Raw genomic sequence first — 16,534 nt, forward strand, 5'->3', positions numbered from 1 at the left:
CGTCTCATGATCGGTAGGGTGGCGAGCCTTATGAGCGGTGAAACCAGCGGGGAAACGCGACACCAGCGGCGCATCGGGTCCTACCGGTTGCTCGATCGGGTGGGCGGTGGTGTCGGGGTCGTCCATCGCGCGGCCGATCCGGACGGCCGCGACGTGGCGATCCGGCTGCTGCCTCCGGGCTCGTACGACGTTGCGCGGATGCGCCAGGTACGGAGCCCGTACGTCGTCGACGTGCTCGACGGCGATGGCGAGCACGAGCGGCCCTACGTCGTCAGCCGGTTCGTTCCGGGGAGGCCGCTGGACGAGTCGCTGCCGAGCCCGTTCCAGGGTGCCGAGCTCCGCCGGATGGCCCTCGGGCTGGCGAAGGCCCTCGCCGCCATCCACGCGACGGGGCTGGTCCACGGGGATCTGCGGCCCGACCACATCCTCGTCGTGGACGGGGCCCCGGTCGTCATCGACTTCGGGATCGTTCCCGGCGAGCCCGCCCAGGACCTGCGCGCCTGGGCCGCCAACATCGCCTTCGCCGCCACGGCCGACCCGCGATGCCTGGAGGCCGCCGACCCCTGTGCCGCCGCCGGTGAGGCCGTTCCGGCCGCGCTGCGCCCGCTGCTGCGGGCGGCGTCCGATCCCGCCGGCGCCATCACGGCCGCCGAACTCGCCGACTCCGTGGCGGCCATCAAGCTCGCCCCTTCCGCCGTAGCCCCCGTTTCCAGGACGGGCCCGGCCGCGCCGCCTGTGGTCCCGGCGCCTGCGCCTTCGCAGGAAGAGCCGGCCCTCGCATCGCCGTCCGTACGGTCCCAGCACGAGCCCCAAGCCCAGCACGAGTCCCCAGACCAGAACGGGCCGCACCAGCCGCACGACCGCAGGAAGGCGCGCGAGATGGCGGTCGCGCGGGCTTGGGCGCGGCTGCTGACGGCGATGGTGGTCGTCATCGCGGTCGGTGTCGCGATCGCTATGCCGCTGGCGGGTGTCGGGCTGTCCCTGGTGGCGGTGGTGGCCCTGCGGGCGACCTCTGACGGTATGGGCCGGGCCCTGGGCCGTACGGCGGCGACGGTGCCGTACGCGGCCGTGGCGGGGACCGTGGTGACGCTGGGGCTCGCCGGGCTGGCGGTGTTCGAGATGGAGGTCGATCCACTGGGCGCCGTCGCGTTCGGCGCGGGCGCGGCGGTCGCGGTCCTGTGGGCGGGTCCGGGGGTCACGGGTCCGCGCCGGCAGCTGGAGAAGGTGTTCGCGTCGGTGGCGCGCGTGCCGCACCGCATCGCCCCGGCCGGGATCGTGCTCGGCGTGCTGGCGCTGTGCGCGGTCGTCGCGGCGATCTCGGTGACGCCGAGCCTGGCTCCGATGTACGGGTTGCAGAGTTCGCTGGAGGGTTCGATCGGACGCCTGCAGGCCTCGCTGCAGTGATCCGGTGGTGACCTGCGGTGATCCGGCGGCGGCTCGGAAGTGATCTGCGTCACGGGGGTCACTGGGCGGGAGCCGTGGACCAGGGCGTCCCGGTGCGTGGGTAAGGTCTCCTCAGCTGGGATTTGCCACGAGGCTACCGATCGGTAACATTTGTGGTGCACGGCCGAAACGGGGACCCGGGGCCGAAGCGCGTTCGGGTCTTTGGCAGGCTGTGAGGTGCTAACGCATTCCAGACCGCGTCGACCCACCATGGGCGGCGCCCACCTCTGCCGCTTACCCCAGCGGCCAAGAAGAGTGCAGGGAGGTCGGCCACCGGCCATGAACATCGTCGTCCTGGTGAAGCAGGTTCCCGACACGGAGAGCCCGCGCAAGCTGAAGTCCGAGGACAGCACGCTCGACCGTGCCGCCGCGGACGGTGTCATCAACGAGCTCGATGAGTACGCCATCGAGGAGGCGCTGCGCATCAAGGAGGCCCATGACGGCGAGGTGACCGTTCTGACCATGGGCCCCGACAAGGCGACCGACTCGATCCGCAAGGCCCTCGCGATGGGCGCGGACAAGGCCGTGCACCTCGTCGACGACGCGCTGACCGGCTCCGACGCGCTGCAGACGTCGTACGCCATCCAGCAGGCCCTCGGCCGCACCGGTTTCGACCTGGTGATCCTGGGCTCGGAGTCCACCGACGCGCGCACCGGCGTGCTCGCCGCGATGCTCGCCGAGCGGCTGGGCGTCGCCCAGCTGTCGCAGGCCAACAAGGTCGAGATCGACGGCACCGCGATCAAGGTGCAGCGGCAGACCGACTACGGCTACGACAAGGTCGAGGCGAGCCTGCCCGCGGTCGTGAGCGTGGTCGAGAAGATCAACGAGCCGCGCTACCCCTCGTTCAAGGGGATCATGGCGGCGAAGAAGAAGCCGGTCGAGACGCTGGGCATCGCCGATGCCGGCATCGAGGCCGGCCAGGTCGGCCTGGCCAACGCCGCCACCGCGGTGGTGGACTTCGCCGAGGCACCGCCGCGGGCGCAGGGTCAGATCGTCACCGACGAGGGCGACGGCGGCGCGAAGATCGCCGAGTTCCTCGCGTCGAAGAAGTTCGTCTGAGCGAGGAAGGGGAGCACAGAAACAATGGCTGAGATTCTCGTCCTCGTCGACCATGTCGACGGTGAGGTCAAGAAGGTCACCCTCGAGCTGCTGACCCTGGCCGCCCGGCACGGCGAACCCGCCGCCGTCTGGATCGGTCCGGGGTACGAGGGTGCCAAGGACAGGCTGGCCGAGTACGGCGCCGCCAAGGTCTACGTGGCCGCCGACGAGGAGCTGAACTCCTACGTCGTCGCCCCGAAGGCCGCCCTGCTGGCCCAGCTGGTGAACGAGAAGGCGCCCGCCGCCGTGCTCGTCTCCGCGACGGCCGAGGGCAAGGAGGTCGCCGGCCGGCTCGCGGTGAAGACCGGCTCCGGTGTCCTCACCGACGTCGTGGACGTCACCGAGGGCCTGGTCGCCGAGCACTCGATCTTCGGTGGCGGCATCATCGCGCACGCCAAGGTCAACGCCGGTACGCCGATCATCGCCGTCCGGCCGAACTCGGTCGCGCCGCAGGCCTCGCCCGCGACGCCGGTCGAGGAGCAGGTGTCGGTGACGCTGTCGGACGCCGACAAGGGCGCCCGGATCGTGGAGAAGGTCGTCCAGGAGAAGGGCGAGCGCCCCGACCTCACCGAGGCGGCGATCGTCGTCTCCGGTGGCCGCGGTGTCGGCGGTGCGGAGAACTTCTCCATCATCGAGGCGGTGGCCGACTCGCTCGGCGCGGCCGTCGGCGCCTCGCGCGCCGCGACCGACGCCGGCTGGTACCCGCACCAGTTCCAGGTGGGCCAGACCGGCAAGACCGTGTCGCCACAGCTCTACATCGCCGTCGGTATCTCCGGTGCCATCCAGCACCGCGCCGGCATGCAGACCTCGAAGACCATCGTCGCCATCAACAAGGACCCCGAGGCGCCGATCTTCGAGCTGGTCGACTACGGCATCGTCGGTGACCTGTTCCAGGTGGCGCCGCAGCTCACCGAGGAGATCACCAAGCGCAAGTGACGCTCTAGGGCTCACAGCTGCCGCAAGCGGAACGGCCGGGACGCACAGGCGTCCCGGCCGTTCCGGCTTTTCCGGGGCCTCCGGTTTTATGTGGCTTTTCGGCACCGACGGGAACACTGCGTTGCGCGGGGCGGGGCCACCGTACGACCGGTATCGCCGTTCGGAGGTTTTCGCGGCCGTTTCCCGGCGAACACCACATTGAGCGATGAACACCGGATCGAGCGATGAACACCGGATCGAGCGGTGAAGAGCGGATCGAGGGGTGAACGCCGGATGGCGCGGTGAAGTCCGGATCGAGCGGCGGGCGCCGGATTGGAACGGTACGGCGGCCCAGCCGCGTTGTCAGTGCGAGCGGTGACCGCAGACCTCAAGGGAGCCATGGAAGCGATTCCCGAACGCAGCGGCGCGATCCCTGAGCGTGCCGCGATTCCCGAACGCGGTGCGATCCCCGATCGCAACGGACACTCCCGTACGACGCCGGCGGGGCCGCACGGCCGGCTGACCCCGGCGCGCCCCCTGCCGGTCGGCCCGCGCGAGCCGGTGAGCCTGACCGTCGACGACGTCGGCGCGCTGGGCGACCGGCTGCGCGCCGCCGTCCTGGACGCGGTACGGATGCCCGCCGAGGTGCTGGAGGTCGTCCTCGCGACCGTCCTCGCGGGCGGCCATCTGCTGGTGGAGGACCATCCCGGCGTCGGCAAGACCCAGCTCGCCCGGACGCTGGCCCGTACCCTCGACGGCCGCTTCGCGCGCGTGCAGGCGACCGTCGACCTGCTCCCGGCCGACATCGTCGGCGCGAACGTGTGGCGTGCCGACACCGGCGGGTTCGAGTTCCGGCCCGGACCGGTGTTCGCGAACGTCGTGCTCGTCGACGAGATCAACCGCGCCACCCCCAAGACCCAGTCCGGGTTGCTGGAGGCCATGGAGGAGCGCCAGGTCACCGTGGACGGCGAGAGCCGCCCGCTGCCCCGTCCGATGCTGGTGATCGCCACCCAGAACCCGGCGGCCGGCTACGACGGCACGTACCCGCTCCCGCCCGCCCAGCTCGACCGGTTCCTGGCCGTGGTCTCGCTCGGCTACCCGAGCGCCGACCAGGAGATGGCGCTGCTGCGGGCGGGGCCCGAACCGGCCGCGGCAGCGGTCACCGACCCGGCCCAGCTGCTGGCGGCGCAGGAGACGGTCGCGGAGGTGCACGCCGCCGACCCGCTGCTGCGGTACGTGGTGGAGCTGCTGGCCGCCACCCGCGAGCATCCGCTGGCCGAGGTCGGGGCGAGCCCGCGCGCCGGCCTGCTGCTGCTCGCCGCCGCCCGCGCCCGCGCCGCGATGAACGGGCGGGCGTTCGTGCTGCCCGACGACGTCCAGGCGCTGGCCCTGCCCGTGCTGGCACACCGGCTGCAGCGCACCGGCGCCGCCCCGGTGGGCGCGACGTACGAGATCGTCGAGGACGCCGTACGGCAGGTCCGGGCCCGATGAGCCCACGGGGCCGGCGGTGGGCGCGCCGGCGCGAGCGCGGCCGGATCTCGGGACGCTGGGCCCTGTGGCTGCTGATGGCGGCGATGCTGGCCGGCCTCGCCGCCGCGCTGCCGTCGCTCACGCTGTTCACCCTGGCCGTGGGCCTGGTGCTGACGGTCGTGGGCAGCGTGCTCATCACCGTCCTGGCGGGTGGCCGGCTGTCGGTCGTCCGGACCGTCCCCGTACGGGAGGCAAGCGAGGACGAGCCGCTGCTGCTGGAGTTCAAGGTCCGGCTTCCCGCCTGGGTGCCCGCCAGGCTGGAGGTACGGGGCGGCCAGGGCGAGTGGATCCCGCTGGACCGGCGCGGCGGTGTCGTGGAGCTGTACGTGGGACGCCGGGGCGCGTACGTGCTAGGCCCGTCCAGGATGCGGGTCGGCGACCCCCTGGGCATCCTCCGCCGGCCGCTCACCGCCGGGACCGCCGAGCCCGTGCTCGTCCTGCCCGAGCCCGCCCCCGACGTCCGGACGGTCCCGCCCCGCGCCGCCCGCGCCGACGACCTGGAGCCGGACGGGCTGCGCCCCTACGTTCCGGGCAGCCCGATCAGCCGGATCCACTGGGCGTCCCTGGCGCGCGGCGTCGAGCTGCAGGAACGCCGGTTCGCCGCCCCGCCGTCCGGCCTGCCCCTGGTGATCGTCGATACCTCTGGCCCCGCCGGCGGCACGGGCCCCGCAGGAAGTACGGGCCCTGCGGGAAGTACCGGCCTCGCAGGAGCTACGGAATCGGTCGATCCGCGTGCGGTCGACTGGGTCGCGCGGGCCGCGGCCGGTTGCGTGCTGGCGCTGGCTCGCGACGGCGGTTGCGAGGTCCTGCTGCCGGGCGCCGAGAGCCCGATGGCCGCCCTGGACGACCCGTCCTGGCGGGCCGTGCGCCGCCGCCTCGCCGTGCTGGACGAGGGACACGGCCCGGCGGTCCGGCCGCCGGGCGGGCGCGCCTCCTCGGTCATCCACGTACCGCCCGGACTGGACCTCGGGCCACCGCGCGCGCCGCTGCCGCGCGGTGTCGTCGCGCTGCCGTCCGAAGAGGCGCTGGGCTTCGTCAACGCGCTGAACGGGCCGTCCAGGGATCGGGAGCCGGTCCGATGACGCGCGCGGCGGGGCTGCTGCTCGCGGCGGTCGTGACCCTTGCGGCCTGGATACCGCTGCTGGGATGGCGGGTGCTGTGGACGGTGCCGGTCGCGGTGCTCGCCGTGGTGGTGCTGGCGGCGCAACGGTTCCCGGCACGACTCGTACCGCTCGCGTATCTCGCCTGGGCGCCCGCTGCACTTCTCGCGGGGGGCGCGCCCAAGGGCTGGCTGTGGCCGACCTCCTGGGACACGCTCGTGCTCGCCCTGACGGACGGTGTGCGCGAGCTGGCGCTGCTCGTCCCCGGTGAGCGGGCCGGTGACATCGGTACCCGCTCGGTATGGCTGCTCGCCACCGGCGTCGTGCTCATCACGGCCGCCGCATTGGCCGCGCCCAAGCAGGCCGGTTCGCTGCGCCTGCTCACGGCGTTCACCATCCTCGCGATGCCCTGGCTGATAGCCACCGCGATCCGGCAGAGCGACGAGACCGCCTGGCCCGGCGCTGTGCTGCTGGTCGCCGGGCTGCTGTGGTTCGCGCCGCGCCGGGCCGCGATCCCGGTGCTCGCGCTCGGTACGGCCGCCGCGCTCGTCGCGGCCTCGGCCGCGCACGCCATCGGGCCGCGCACGCAGTGGCTGGACTTCGACGACATGGTCGGCCGCGAGCCGCAGTTCCAGACGCTCAACACCACGCAGAGCTACGGCCCGATCGACGACCGGCGCTCCGGTGCCACGATGCTGGAGGTCACCTCGCCGCGGCCCGCGCTGTGGCGGATGCAGGTGCTCGAACGGTACGGCTGGCGCGGCTGGGAGGTCGGCGGCGGCGTCGTCCGGGCCGAGCTGCCCGAGCCCGCCGCCGAGACCGTCGACATCGAGGTGACGGTCCGCGGCCTGCGCGACTCGCAGGTGGTGGCGCCGGGACGGATCCGTTCGATCGTCGCCGCCGGCAAGATCGACACGATGCCCGGCGACGCGCGCCGGGTGATCCCGCAACCGCGCCAGGACGACACGTACCGCGTCCGCTCCGACATGGTGCGGGTCGACCCGGCGGCCCTGCGCGCCGCGCCCCCGGCCACCGACCACCGGCTCCGCCCGTACACCAACCTGTGGTTCCGGTGGGGCGGCGAGCGGCTGGCGGGGCGCCTGGGCGAGTACGGCTCGTACCCCGACGTCTCACCGGGCCTGGAGCGCTTCCTGCGCCGCGTTCCCGCGATGCGCGACGTGCTCAACCTGTCCCAGCAGCTGACCGCCGGGGCCAAGACGCAGTACGAGGTCGTGGAACGGATCGAGCGCTACCTGACCGAGGGCGGCCGCTTCCGCTACTCCACCGACGTACCGGAGACCGTCGGCTTCCCGCTGCTGGACTTCCTGCTGTACGACCGCACCGGCTACTGCCAGCACTTCGCCGGTGCCGCCGCACTGCTGCTGCGGCTGGCCGGCGTACCGACCCGGGTGGTCGCCGGGTTCGCCACCGGGAAGTCCGAGGACGGCCTCTACAAGGTGCGCGACACCGACGCCCACGCCTGGATCGAGGTCTACTTCGAGGGACAGGGGTGGGTACCGTTCGATCCCACCCCGGCCGCCGACGCCGAGGTCGCGGCCGAGGTCGACCCGCTGACGCCGCCGCCCGCCGAGGACACCGGCCGCGCTTCGGCCGCCCCGCTCGCCGGGCTCAGCCTCGTCCTGATCATCGCCGTGGCCTTCGTCCTCCGGCGCCGCGGGCACCGCGGCCGCCGGCACGGCGGCGAGCTGCTGGAACGCCTCGCCACCCACTCCGGCGCCCGGGTCACCCCCGACACCACGCTGACCGAGCTGCGCGAACGGCTGGCCAGGATCGGGCCGCATGTCGCGGAGGTCGCGGCCGACGCGGAACGGGCCCGGTACGCACCCGGACCCGCACCGCCGGACTCGCGGGCGCGGGTCGTCCGGGCCCTCGTCGCCGACGTCGGTACGCCCCGCGCGGTCCTGCTGCTCGCCTCGGCCGCCGTAGCCCCGGCCCAAGCCCGCCCTGAGGGACGGTCTGCGGGACGGGCTCAGGGGCGGCCGGAAGGACGGCTCGAAGGCGGGTAGGGGATAGCCTTCACGACCTCCGGCCGCAGCAGGCCGGTGATCGCGTCGTACGGGATCCGGATCGTGGGCTGGCCGCAGGCCATGATGTAGGTGTCGAGTCCCGGCGCGTCCACGAGCACCTCCAGCTCGCGCGGAGCGAGCGCGAACTGCACGTTGGCACTGTCCAGATCGGGACGGTCGAGCGGCGGTGGCCGGTCGCCGAAGCAGGTTTCCACCCCTCGTTCGCCGATCCGCTGGGAGAGCGTCCGCAGCCCCTCGCCGCTCAGTGCCGAGGGCAGGAACAGGTCCGCCGCCCGCAGCGCCTTGCCGGTCTTGAGGTCCACCGTGACCGTACGGGCGCGGCTCCAGCTGGAGTGCGACAGCCGCTCGGACCTCAGCGTGAAGTCGTACCGGACCGACAGGTAGCGCGGGCCGTTCAGGCGTATTCCGGGCTTGACCGACGAGGTGGAGGGCGGTTTGCCCTGGCCTTCGGGCCGCTGCGCGTCCAGGACCAGCGCCCGCTGGTATTCGGCCGTACGGGTGTCCGCCGGTGCGCGCAGGGCAGCGTTGATGCGGCGCGTGAGGGCCGGGTCGGCGCCGCCCTTGACGTGGACGAGCCGCCCGTTCACCTGGAGCGGTCCCGCGGTCTGCTGATGAGCGGCGAGTGCGATGGTCAGGGGTGGCGGCTCGGGCTCGTCGGCGGCGACGTACACCGCGGCGCCGCCACCCGCGACGGCCACCGCCGAACCCGCGATGACGGCCGCGCCCTTGATCCCGATCCCGGTGCTCGCCGCGCCGGCCATTCCACCACTGGCTGCGCCGGCCGTTCCGCCACCGGCGGCGCCGGCCGCGCCGCTGCCCGCACCTGCGGCACCCGCGGCGCCCGAGGCGCCCACGGCGGCCGCACCCGCCGGCGCGAGGCCGAGCGCGGCGAGCGGGAAGAGCGCCGCCACCGCCGCGGCCGCCGCAGCGAGGCCGCGCACGCCCCGCTGCTCCCACTGCGTCCCGTACTCGGTGGACGCCAGCCGTTCCAGCTCGGCGACGAAGGCGGCGGCGCCCGCCGGCCGTGCCCAGGGATCCTTGGCCATCCCCTGCTCGATCAGCGGGCGCAGCGGCCCCGGCACGGCGTCGACCGGGACGGCCTCGGTCAGGTGCCGGTGCATCAGCGCGGCCTGCTCGCCACCGGCGTACGGCCGCCGTCCGGTCACGCATTCGAAGAACACACAGGTCGCCGCGTACACGTCGGTCGAGGGCGAGACGGGCTCGCCGCGCCACTGCTCGGGCGCCATGTAGACCGGCGTCCCCGCGTGGCCCGCCTCGCCCGCGTCGACCGCGATCCCGAAGTCGATCAGCTTGCTGACCCCGTCCCCGCGCACGATCACGTTGGCGGGCTTGTAGTCGCGATGCACGATGCCGAGCCCGTGCGCGGCCGCGAGCCCCTGCAGGGAACCCTTCAGTACGGTCAGCGCGGCCTCGGGCCCCAGCGCACCGCGCTCGGCCAGCACCGCCTTGAGCGAGGCGCCGTCCACCGCCTCCATGACGATGGCGGCGCCGTCGCGACTCTCCACCACGCCGTACAGCGCGGCGATATGCGGGTCGCGCAGCCGCAGCAGCAGCTCGGCCTCGCTCCGGAACCGCGCCCGGAACTCGGCGTCCTCGTGCAGCCTGGACGACAGGTACTTGATCGCGGCGGTACGGCCGGTGCCGTCATGCCGGGCCAGCACCACCCGCCCCTGCGCCCCCTCGCCGAGAACGCGCAGCTCGCTGTAGCCCTGGATCCGCCACTCGCCCATCCCGCCTCCTGATCGCCCTTCCGATCAACCGAGAGGCGTTATACAGCAATTCCGGTGATCAGGCCGCCACGGGCTCGGGTTCGGGCTCCCGCTCGGGAGCCGGACCGGGAGTGGAGCCGGGCGCCGGGACGGCGACGGGCTCGCCGATGGCGCCGCCCAGCGGGACGTACCGGGCACCGACCGCGATCAGCAGCGCCAGCACGACGGTCACGCCCACGCCCACGCGCAGCGAGGTGGCATCGCCCAGGAAGCCGACCACGACCGGGCCGAGCAGCAGACCGCCGTACCCCATCGCGCCCACCTGGGCGACGGCCGCGGCGGGACGGTCCGGGGCCGCCGTTCCGGCCAGCGAGATCGTGGTCGGGACGACCGTGCAGACGACCAGGCCGGTCAGGAAGAACCCGGCGACGGCCACCGGCGCGCTCGGGGCGAGCACGACGACGGTCATGCTCAGGGCGGTGCCGATCCCGGCGCCGGTGAGGAGGCGGCGGGTACCGATGCGGGCCCGTACCCGGTCCCCGGTGAGCCGCCCGATCAGCATGGCCAGCTCGAACATCGGGTACCCGAGCGCCGCGACCGCCTGGGTGGCGCCCATCTCGTCGTGCAGCAGCAGGCCGCTCCAGTCGGCGATCGACCCCTCGGTCATGAACGCGATGAACGCCAGCGCGCCGATCAGGTAGACCGCGACCGGCATCCGGGCACGCCGCCCCGAGCCGTCGCCGGCGGGCGGCGGCGGGTCGGCCAGGTAGGTACGGCTGACCGCGAGCCCGGCGGGCAGCGCGACGATCGAGGCGATCAGCACGGTCTCGGTGAAGCCGAGACCGCCGGCGGCGGTGGCGACACCGAACAGGCCGCCGCTCATCGCGCCCACGCACCAGCCGGCGTGCATCCCGCTCATGATCGGGCGGCGGTACGCCTGCTCGACCACGCTGCCCTGGGCGTTCATCGCGACATCGGTGATCCCGAACGTCATGCCGAAGAACGCCACGGCGGCCAGCAGCAGCCCGTACGTCGGTGCCACCGCGACCAGCGCGTACGCGACCGCGGTGAGCGGCAGTGCCACCTTCAGCACCGGCCGGCTCCCGGCCCGCGCCATGACCGCGCGCAGGCCCTGCATGGTGACGATCGCGCCGAGTCCCCAGACGAGGACGACGATGCCGACCTCGCCCTCACTGGTACCGAACTTCTCGGCCAGCGCGGGCATCCGGGCCACCCACACTCCCGTGAGCAGCCCTGCCAGTGCGAAGGTCAGGAACGTTCCAAGACGCGCGCGGAACAGCATCGTTCACCTCTTTCTCTACTCGTCGCGTTTCTCTACTCGTGGGGGCAGCGGGGCCTTGGGGCCGCACGCGGCGAAGAGGGCCTCAGGGCCCGATCAAGACAAGAAGGGGGTACTGCAGGGGGTCCGGCGCGGCGGGTCTATCGCCGGGCGAGGGCCAGCATGCGCTGTTTCAGCGCTTCGAGCTGCGCGGCGTCGTACAGCTCGGGGGCGTGGCTGACGACTTCCCACAGGCCCTCGGCGGCCAGCCGTACGATCATCGCCGCGACCGGGTCGGGGTCCTCGGCGGCCGTGCGCCCGTGCCAGCGGGCCATCGCCTCGTTCAGCGGGGCGGCCAGGTCCGGATCGGTCGCCGCGGCCATGATGGCCGACCACCGCCGGTACGCGCGGGCCTCTCCCGTGAGGACCTCGAACGTCGCCTCGACGTAGGCCCGGGTGTACGAGCCGGGGGCGCCGTCCTCGTGCTCGGCGACCAGCGTGTCGAACTCCTCGATCACTCGCGCGACCAGGCCCTTGACCAGGGCCTCCTTGGAGGAGAAGTGGTAGAGCAGCCCGCCCTTGCTGACGCCGGCGCGGTCCGCGACCGCGGTGAGCGTCAGCGCCTGGGTGCCCTGCTCGGACAGCAGGGCCTCGGCGGCGTCGAGGAGGGCGTTCTTCTTCATGGCCCCTCTACTGTACCGACCGGACGGTACAGTAGCAATCGACGGAAACCGGAAACCCCTGTGCGGTCGATCACCCTGCGGCGAACGCGCGCGATGAACCCCGTGCTCGCGATGAAACCCGTGCTCGCGATCACAGGACATGCCGCCGGAAGGGAACGTTCTGGGCGCGGATACTGTTGACCGCGTGGTGACCTACCTCGACCATGCGGCGACGACCCCGATGCTGCCTGAGGCCATCGCGGCGATGACGGCGGAGCTCGGCGAGCTCGGCAACCCGTCCTCCCTGCACGCCGTGGGCCGCCGCGCCCGCCGGGTGGTGGAGGAGTCCCGGGAGATCATCGCCGAGATCTTCGACGCCCGGCCCAGCGAGGTCGTGTTCACCTCCGGTGGCACCGAGGCCGACAACCTGGCGGTCAAGGGGATCTACTGGGCCCGCCGCGCCGCCGACCCGGCCAGGACCCGCGTTCTGGCGAGTGCCGTCGAGCACCACGCCGTCCTGGACACCGTGCAGTGGCTCGGCGACCACGAGGGCGCGCAGGTCGACTGGATCCCGGTGGACGAGCGCGGCCGGGTCGATCCCGCCGCGCTGCGCGAGATGATCGGCCCGGACGTCGCGCTGATCACCGTCATGTGGGCCAACAACGAGGTCGGTACCGTCCAGCCCATCGCCGAACTGGCCGCGATCGCCCGCGAGCACGGCATCCCGTTCCATACCGACGCGGTCCAGGCCGCGGGCCAGCTCCCGGTCGCCTTCCATCCCAGCGGCGCGCACGCCCTCACGCTGAGCGGGCACAAGCTCGGCGGCCCGCTCGGCGTCGGCGCGCTGCTGCTCGGCAAGGGTGTCGACCCGGTGCCGGTGCTGCACGGCGGCGGCCAGGAGCGCGACGTCCGTTCCGGAACGCTCGACACCCCGGCCATCGCCGGATTCGCCGCCGCCGCGCAGACCGCGGTCGCCCGCCGCGACGGCGAGGCCCGCCGGCTCGCAGCCCTCCGCGACCGGCTGATCGGCGCCGTCCGCTCGGCCGTCCCCGACGCGCTGCTCAACGGCGACGAGCATGAACGGCTGCCGGGCAACGCGCACTTCTCGTTCCCCGGCTGCGAGGGCGACGCGCTGCTCATGCTGCTGGACGCGCGCGGCATCGAGTGCTCCACCGGCTCGGCCTGCTCCGCCGGGGTCTCCCAGCCCAGCCACGTACTGCTGGCGATGGGCGCCGACCCCGACCGCGCCCGCGGCTCGCTGCGCTTCACGCTCGGCCACACCTCCACCGAAGCGGACGTCAAGGCGCTCGCCGACGCCATCGGCCCCGTGGTCGAGCGCGCCCGCCGCGCAGGTCTTTCCTGAGCTTTACCGACCTTCCTCGGCTTTACCGAACTTTCCGGATGTTTGCCGCCCTGCCTGGCGGGGACTGCCCGCGGATGGCGGAGAACGTGGCGGACAGCGGCTGGCGCAAGACCGTGGGCCACCGGTGGTTCCACCATCTGATCCGGACGGGGCTGGCCGCGCGCGGGGTCGTCTACGTGCTGATCGGCTGGCTGGCGGTACAGATCGCGTCCGGACACGGCGGGCCCGAGGCCGACCAGCGCGGCGCGCTGGAGACCGTGGTCGGCGGCCCCGGCGGGATCATCGCGGTGTGGGTGATGGTCGCCGGCTTCGCCGGGCTGGTGCTCTGGCAGATCGCCGAGGCGCGGTACGGGCGTCCCGTACCCGGCGGCGACAAGCCGCACAACCGCGCCTTCGCGTTCGCGCGGGCGCTGATCTACCTGGCCGGCCTGATCGGGGCGCTGGGCTTCGCGATCGGGATCGGCGGCAAATCGTCCGACCAGCAGTCACGCGCGTTCACCGCCCGTGCGATGGACGAGCCGGGCGGCCGCTGGCTGGTGCTGGCGGTCGGCGCCGGGTTCATCGTCTGCGGTGCCGTGGTCGGCTGGCACGCGGCCCGCCGCAAGTTCCTGGACGAGCTGGACAGGGCCCGGATGACCGCGTTCGTGCGCAAGGCCGTCATCCCGCTGGGCGTGGTCGGCAACTGCGCCCGCGGCCTCCTGCTCGGCGGCATCGGCGTCTTCCTGGCCTACGCCGCGCTCCGCCATGACCCCGGTCAGGCCAAGGGACTGGACGGGACGCTCCGCGAGTTCGCCGCCACGCCCGCCGGCCCCCTACTACTGGCCGCCGTGGCCGCTGGCCTCGCCGTCTTCGGCATCTACGCCTTCTGCGAGGCCCGCTGGCGCAAGGTCGACGCCAGCAACTGACACGCGCCGAACCTCAGAAACGTGGCCTCAGCCACCGCGCGCCGGGGCTTTGGAAATAGGCCCGGCTTTGGAAACTACGGTTGGTAGGGGGTGAGGGCACGCCAGCCGGGGTCGTTGGTCGAGGCGACCTTGGCCTTGCCCTCGCTCCAGGCTGCCGCGAGCTGGTCCAGTTCGGCGATCACACCGGAGTCGGGGTCGGCGTACAGGTGGAACACCCGCAGCCCGTCACCGGTCTCCCGTACGGCCAGCACGGCCCGGTCGCCCAGCCCGGCGATCTTCTTCTCGAACTTGCGCAGCGCCCCCGCCGACGGCTCCACCGGGAGCCGGTCGGGATTGCTGTGCGCGTACGGCAGCGAGATCGCCACGTGCAGGTCGCAGAGCGGGTAGTCCTGGCGGTGCAGCGGGAAGCGGGCGCCCAGCCGCGCCGGGTGGCCGCGCGGCGTGCGGCCCTCGCCGGTCAGCCAGGCCGGCTCGCCGAACGGCTCGGCGATCTGCTCGACCACGGCGGGCAGCATCGAGGGCGCCAGCGCGTCCACCGGCGCCTCGATCGCGATCGTGATCTCGCCGATCCAGCGCGCCACGTCGTCCTCGCCCATCGACCAGTCCAGCACGTGCCTGGCGACCTGGAACCGCTGCTCATCGGACACGAACAGGAAGTCGGGGTGGTAGGCCGAGATGTGCACCCGGGCCCGGCCGGCGTCGGCGCGCATTCCGAGCTTGACGTAGTCGAGGTCGAACTCGTGGTCGCCCAGGAGCAGCTTGTGCTCCAGCATCTCGGGATCGGCCTGCCGCGCCGGATGGAACCGCCAGCCGCCGGCCGCCGCGCCGCGCGGAGCGGCCCGGTACCAGCGCTCGGCCAGCCCGCGCAGCTCAGGATCGCCCGCACCGGTCACGGTCAGGATCGGGGTCTCGTCCTCGCCGCCGCCGATCTCCCACTGGAGCTCGGGATGGATCTTCTGGACCCGGCTGGACAGTTCCTCGACGATCGAGGTCGGCAGGCCCTCACTCGGCAGGCCCTCACTCGGCTGGCCGTCGCTCGGCCGGCCGTCGGCCGGCCGGTCCTCACTCTGGAGGCCGGTCGGATGGTCGGCCTCGCCCGGATCGTTCAGCGATGCCTCGATCTGCGGGCGGGCCTGGGCCCACCACTCCCAGAACTCGCTGATCGAAGCGGGCGCGGCGGCGTTCGTCTCGCGGGGACGGCGGAAGATTCCCATAGCGTCGCTCATCGTACGCGGTAACCAGGGCCCGGCATCGCACCGGCGGCACCGCTGGAGCGCTTACTCTGGGAACGTTATGACTTTGCGCGTACTCGCCGCCATGTCGGGCGGCGTCGACTCCGCCGTGGCCGCCGCCCGCGCCGCCGAGGCCGGCCACGAGGTGACCGGCGTCCACATGGCGCTGTCCAGAAACCCCCAGTCGTACCGGACGGGCGCGCGGGGGTGCTGCACCCAGGAGGACTCCCGGGACGCCCGCCGCGCCGCCGACGTGATCGGGATCCCGTTCTACGTGTGGGACCTCGCCGAACGGTTCGACCGGGACGTGGTGCAGGACTTCGTCGAGGAGTACGCGGCGGGCCGTACGCCCAACCCGTGCCTGCGCTGCAACGAGAAGATCAAGTTCACCGCGCTGCTGGACCGGGCGCTGGCGCTGGGCTTCGACGCGGTCTGCACCGGGCACTACGCGCAGCTGGACGGCGGCGTGCTGCGGCGCGGCGTCGACATGGGCAAGGACCAGTCGTACGTCCTGGCCGTGTGCACGCCCGAGCAGCTGGCGCACGCGATGTTCCCGCTGGGCGACACCGCCAAGGCCGACATCCGGGCCGAGGCGGAGCGGCGCGGGCTGCAGGTGGCCGACAAGCCCGACAGCCACGACGTCTGCTTCATCGCCGACGGTGACACCCGCGGCTTCCTCGCCAGCCGGCTGGGGACGGCGCCAGGCCCGATCGTGGACGAGTCCGGCACCGAGGTCGGCGAGCACGAGGGCGCGTACGCGTACACCGTGGGGCAGCGCAAGGGCCTGCGGATCGGGACCCCGGCGGCGGACGGACGGCCGCGCTACGTCCTGGACATCTCGCCGGTGACCAACACCGTGACGGTGGGGCCGCGCGAGGCCCTGGACGTGGACGAGATCATCGCCGACCGCCCGGTCTGGCTCGCGGAACGGCCGGACGGCGCGTTCGGCTGCCAGGTGCAGCTGCGGGCGCACGGCGAGGTGTACGACTGCGTCGCCGAGCCCGAGGGTGAGCCCGGCCATGAGCGGGTACGGATCCGGCTCGCGGAGCCCGCGCAGGGTGTGGCGGCCGGGCAGGCCGCGGTGCTGTACGCGGGAGACCGGGTGCTCGCCTCGGCCACGATCGGCGAGACCGCCCGCGTCCCCGCCTAGCGCGGTGATCACGACCCTCCGCCGTGCCGCCCGCCGATCTTTGTTGACTCGTGGGGTGTTGGGCGGGGAAGCCACGGGG

13 protein-coding genes are annotated in these 16,534 nt (G+C 73.2%); 9 read left to right on the top strand and 4 right to left on the bottom strand.

The annotated features are described in order from the left end of the window. Positions 1-87: 87 nt before the first annotated feature. The 6 genes from ACH34Q_RS41965 to ACH34Q_RS41990 all read left to right on the top strand — a co-directional run bounded on the left by ACH34Q_RS41965 (position 88) and on the right by ACH34Q_RS41990 (position 8,113). Entirely contained in the window at positions 88-1,404 is a 1,317-nt protein-coding gene (locus ACH34Q_RS41965; RefSeq protein ID WP_395988789.1) for a phosphotransferase, read from the top strand. A 318-nt stretch (positions 1,405-1,722) separates the two neighbouring features. Continuing rightward, entirely contained in the window at positions 1,723-2,502 is a 780-nt protein-coding gene (locus ACH34Q_RS41970) for an electron transfer flavoprotein subunit beta/FixA family protein (RefSeq protein WP_395988790.1), read from the top strand. A gap of 24 nt (positions 2,503-2,526) precedes the next feature. After that, a complete protein-coding gene (locus ACH34Q_RS41975) occupies positions 2,527-3,477 on the top strand; it encodes an electron transfer flavoprotein subunit alpha/FixB family protein (RefSeq protein ID WP_395988791.1) in 951 nt (316 codons plus the stop codon). Between the two features lie 378 nt (positions 3,478-3,855). Beyond that, positions 3,856-4,947: an AAA family ATPase gene (locus ACH34Q_RS41980; protein ID WP_395988792.1), complete on the top strand. Its 1,092-nt coding sequence runs from the start codon at positions 3,856-3,858 to the stop codon at positions 4,945-4,947. Further along, positions 4,944-6,068: a DUF58 domain-containing protein gene (locus ACH34Q_RS41985; RefSeq protein WP_395988793.1), complete on the top strand. Its 1,125-nt coding sequence runs from the start codon at positions 4,944-4,946 to the stop codon at positions 6,066-6,068. Before ACH34Q_RS41980 ends, ACH34Q_RS41985 begins: the two co-directional genes overlap by 4 nt. Then, a complete protein-coding gene (locus tag ACH34Q_RS41990; RefSeq protein WP_395988794.1) occupies positions 6,065-8,113 on the top strand; it encodes a DUF4129 domain-containing transglutaminase family protein in 2,049 nt (682 codons plus the stop codon). The genes ACH34Q_RS41985 and ACH34Q_RS41990 overlap by 4 nt, the downstream gene beginning before the upstream one ends. Here the strand turns inward: ACH34Q_RS41990 and ACH34Q_RS41995 are convergent. From ACH34Q_RS41995 to ACH34Q_RS42005, 3 genes are all read right to left on the bottom strand, one after another. Continuing rightward, positions 8,077-9,885: a serine/threonine-protein kinase gene (locus tag ACH34Q_RS41995; protein WP_395988795.1), complete on the bottom strand. Its 1,809-nt coding sequence runs from the start codon at positions 9,883-9,885 to the stop codon at positions 8,077-8,079. The genes ACH34Q_RS41990 and ACH34Q_RS41995 overlap by 37 nt on opposite strands. 58 nt (positions 9,886-9,943) lie before the next feature. Next, a complete protein-coding gene (locus ACH34Q_RS42000; protein ID WP_395988796.1) occupies positions 9,944-11,167 on the bottom strand; it encodes an MFS transporter in 1,224 nt (407 codons plus the stop codon). A 137-nt stretch (positions 11,168-11,304) separates the two neighbouring features. Next, on the bottom strand, positions 11,305-11,826 hold the full coding sequence (locus ACH34Q_RS42005) for a TetR family transcriptional regulator (protein WP_395988797.1): 522 nt from the start codon (positions 11,824-11,826) through the stop codon (positions 11,305-11,307). Between the two features lie 187 nt (positions 11,827-12,013). On the opposite strand from ACH34Q_RS42005, the gene ACH34Q_RS42010 reads away from it, so the two are divergent. Both ACH34Q_RS42010 and ACH34Q_RS42015 read left to right on the top strand, forming a co-directional pair. After that, complete coding sequence (locus ACH34Q_RS42010) at positions 12,014-13,168, top strand: cysteine desulfurase family protein (protein WP_395988805.1); 1,155 nt, start codon at positions 12,014-12,016, stop codon at positions 13,166-13,168. 74 nt (positions 13,169-13,242) lie between these two features. Then, positions 13,243-14,073, top strand: coding sequence for a DUF1206 domain-containing protein (locus ACH34Q_RS42015; protein WP_395988798.1), 831 nt, complete (start codon positions 13,243-13,245; stop codon positions 14,071-14,073). Between the two features lie 74 nt (positions 14,074-14,147). Here the strand turns inward: ACH34Q_RS42015 and ACH34Q_RS42020 are convergent, their stop codons facing one another. Beyond that, positions 14,148-15,287 carry a DUF695 domain-containing protein gene (locus tag ACH34Q_RS42020; protein WP_395988799.1) on the bottom strand — a complete coding sequence of 380 codons (1,140 nt, stop codon included), beginning with the start codon at positions 15,285-15,287 and terminating at the stop codon, positions 14,148-14,150. Between the two features lie 79 nt (positions 15,288-15,366). Between ACH34Q_RS42020 and mnmA the strand changes: the two genes are divergently transcribed. After that, positions 15,367-16,455 carry a tRNA 2-thiouridine(34) synthase MnmA gene (mnmA, locus tag ACH34Q_RS42025; RefSeq protein WP_395988800.1) on the top strand — a complete coding sequence of 363 codons (1,089 nt, stop codon included), beginning with the start codon at positions 15,367-15,369 and terminating at the stop codon, positions 16,453-16,455. Positions 16,456-16,534: the final 79 nt, after the last annotated feature.

Source organism: Actinomadura sp. 9N407, assembly GCF_044326315.1.
Taxonomy (GTDB): Bacteria; Actinomycetota; Actinomycetes; order Streptosporangiales; family Streptosporangiaceae; genus Spirillospora.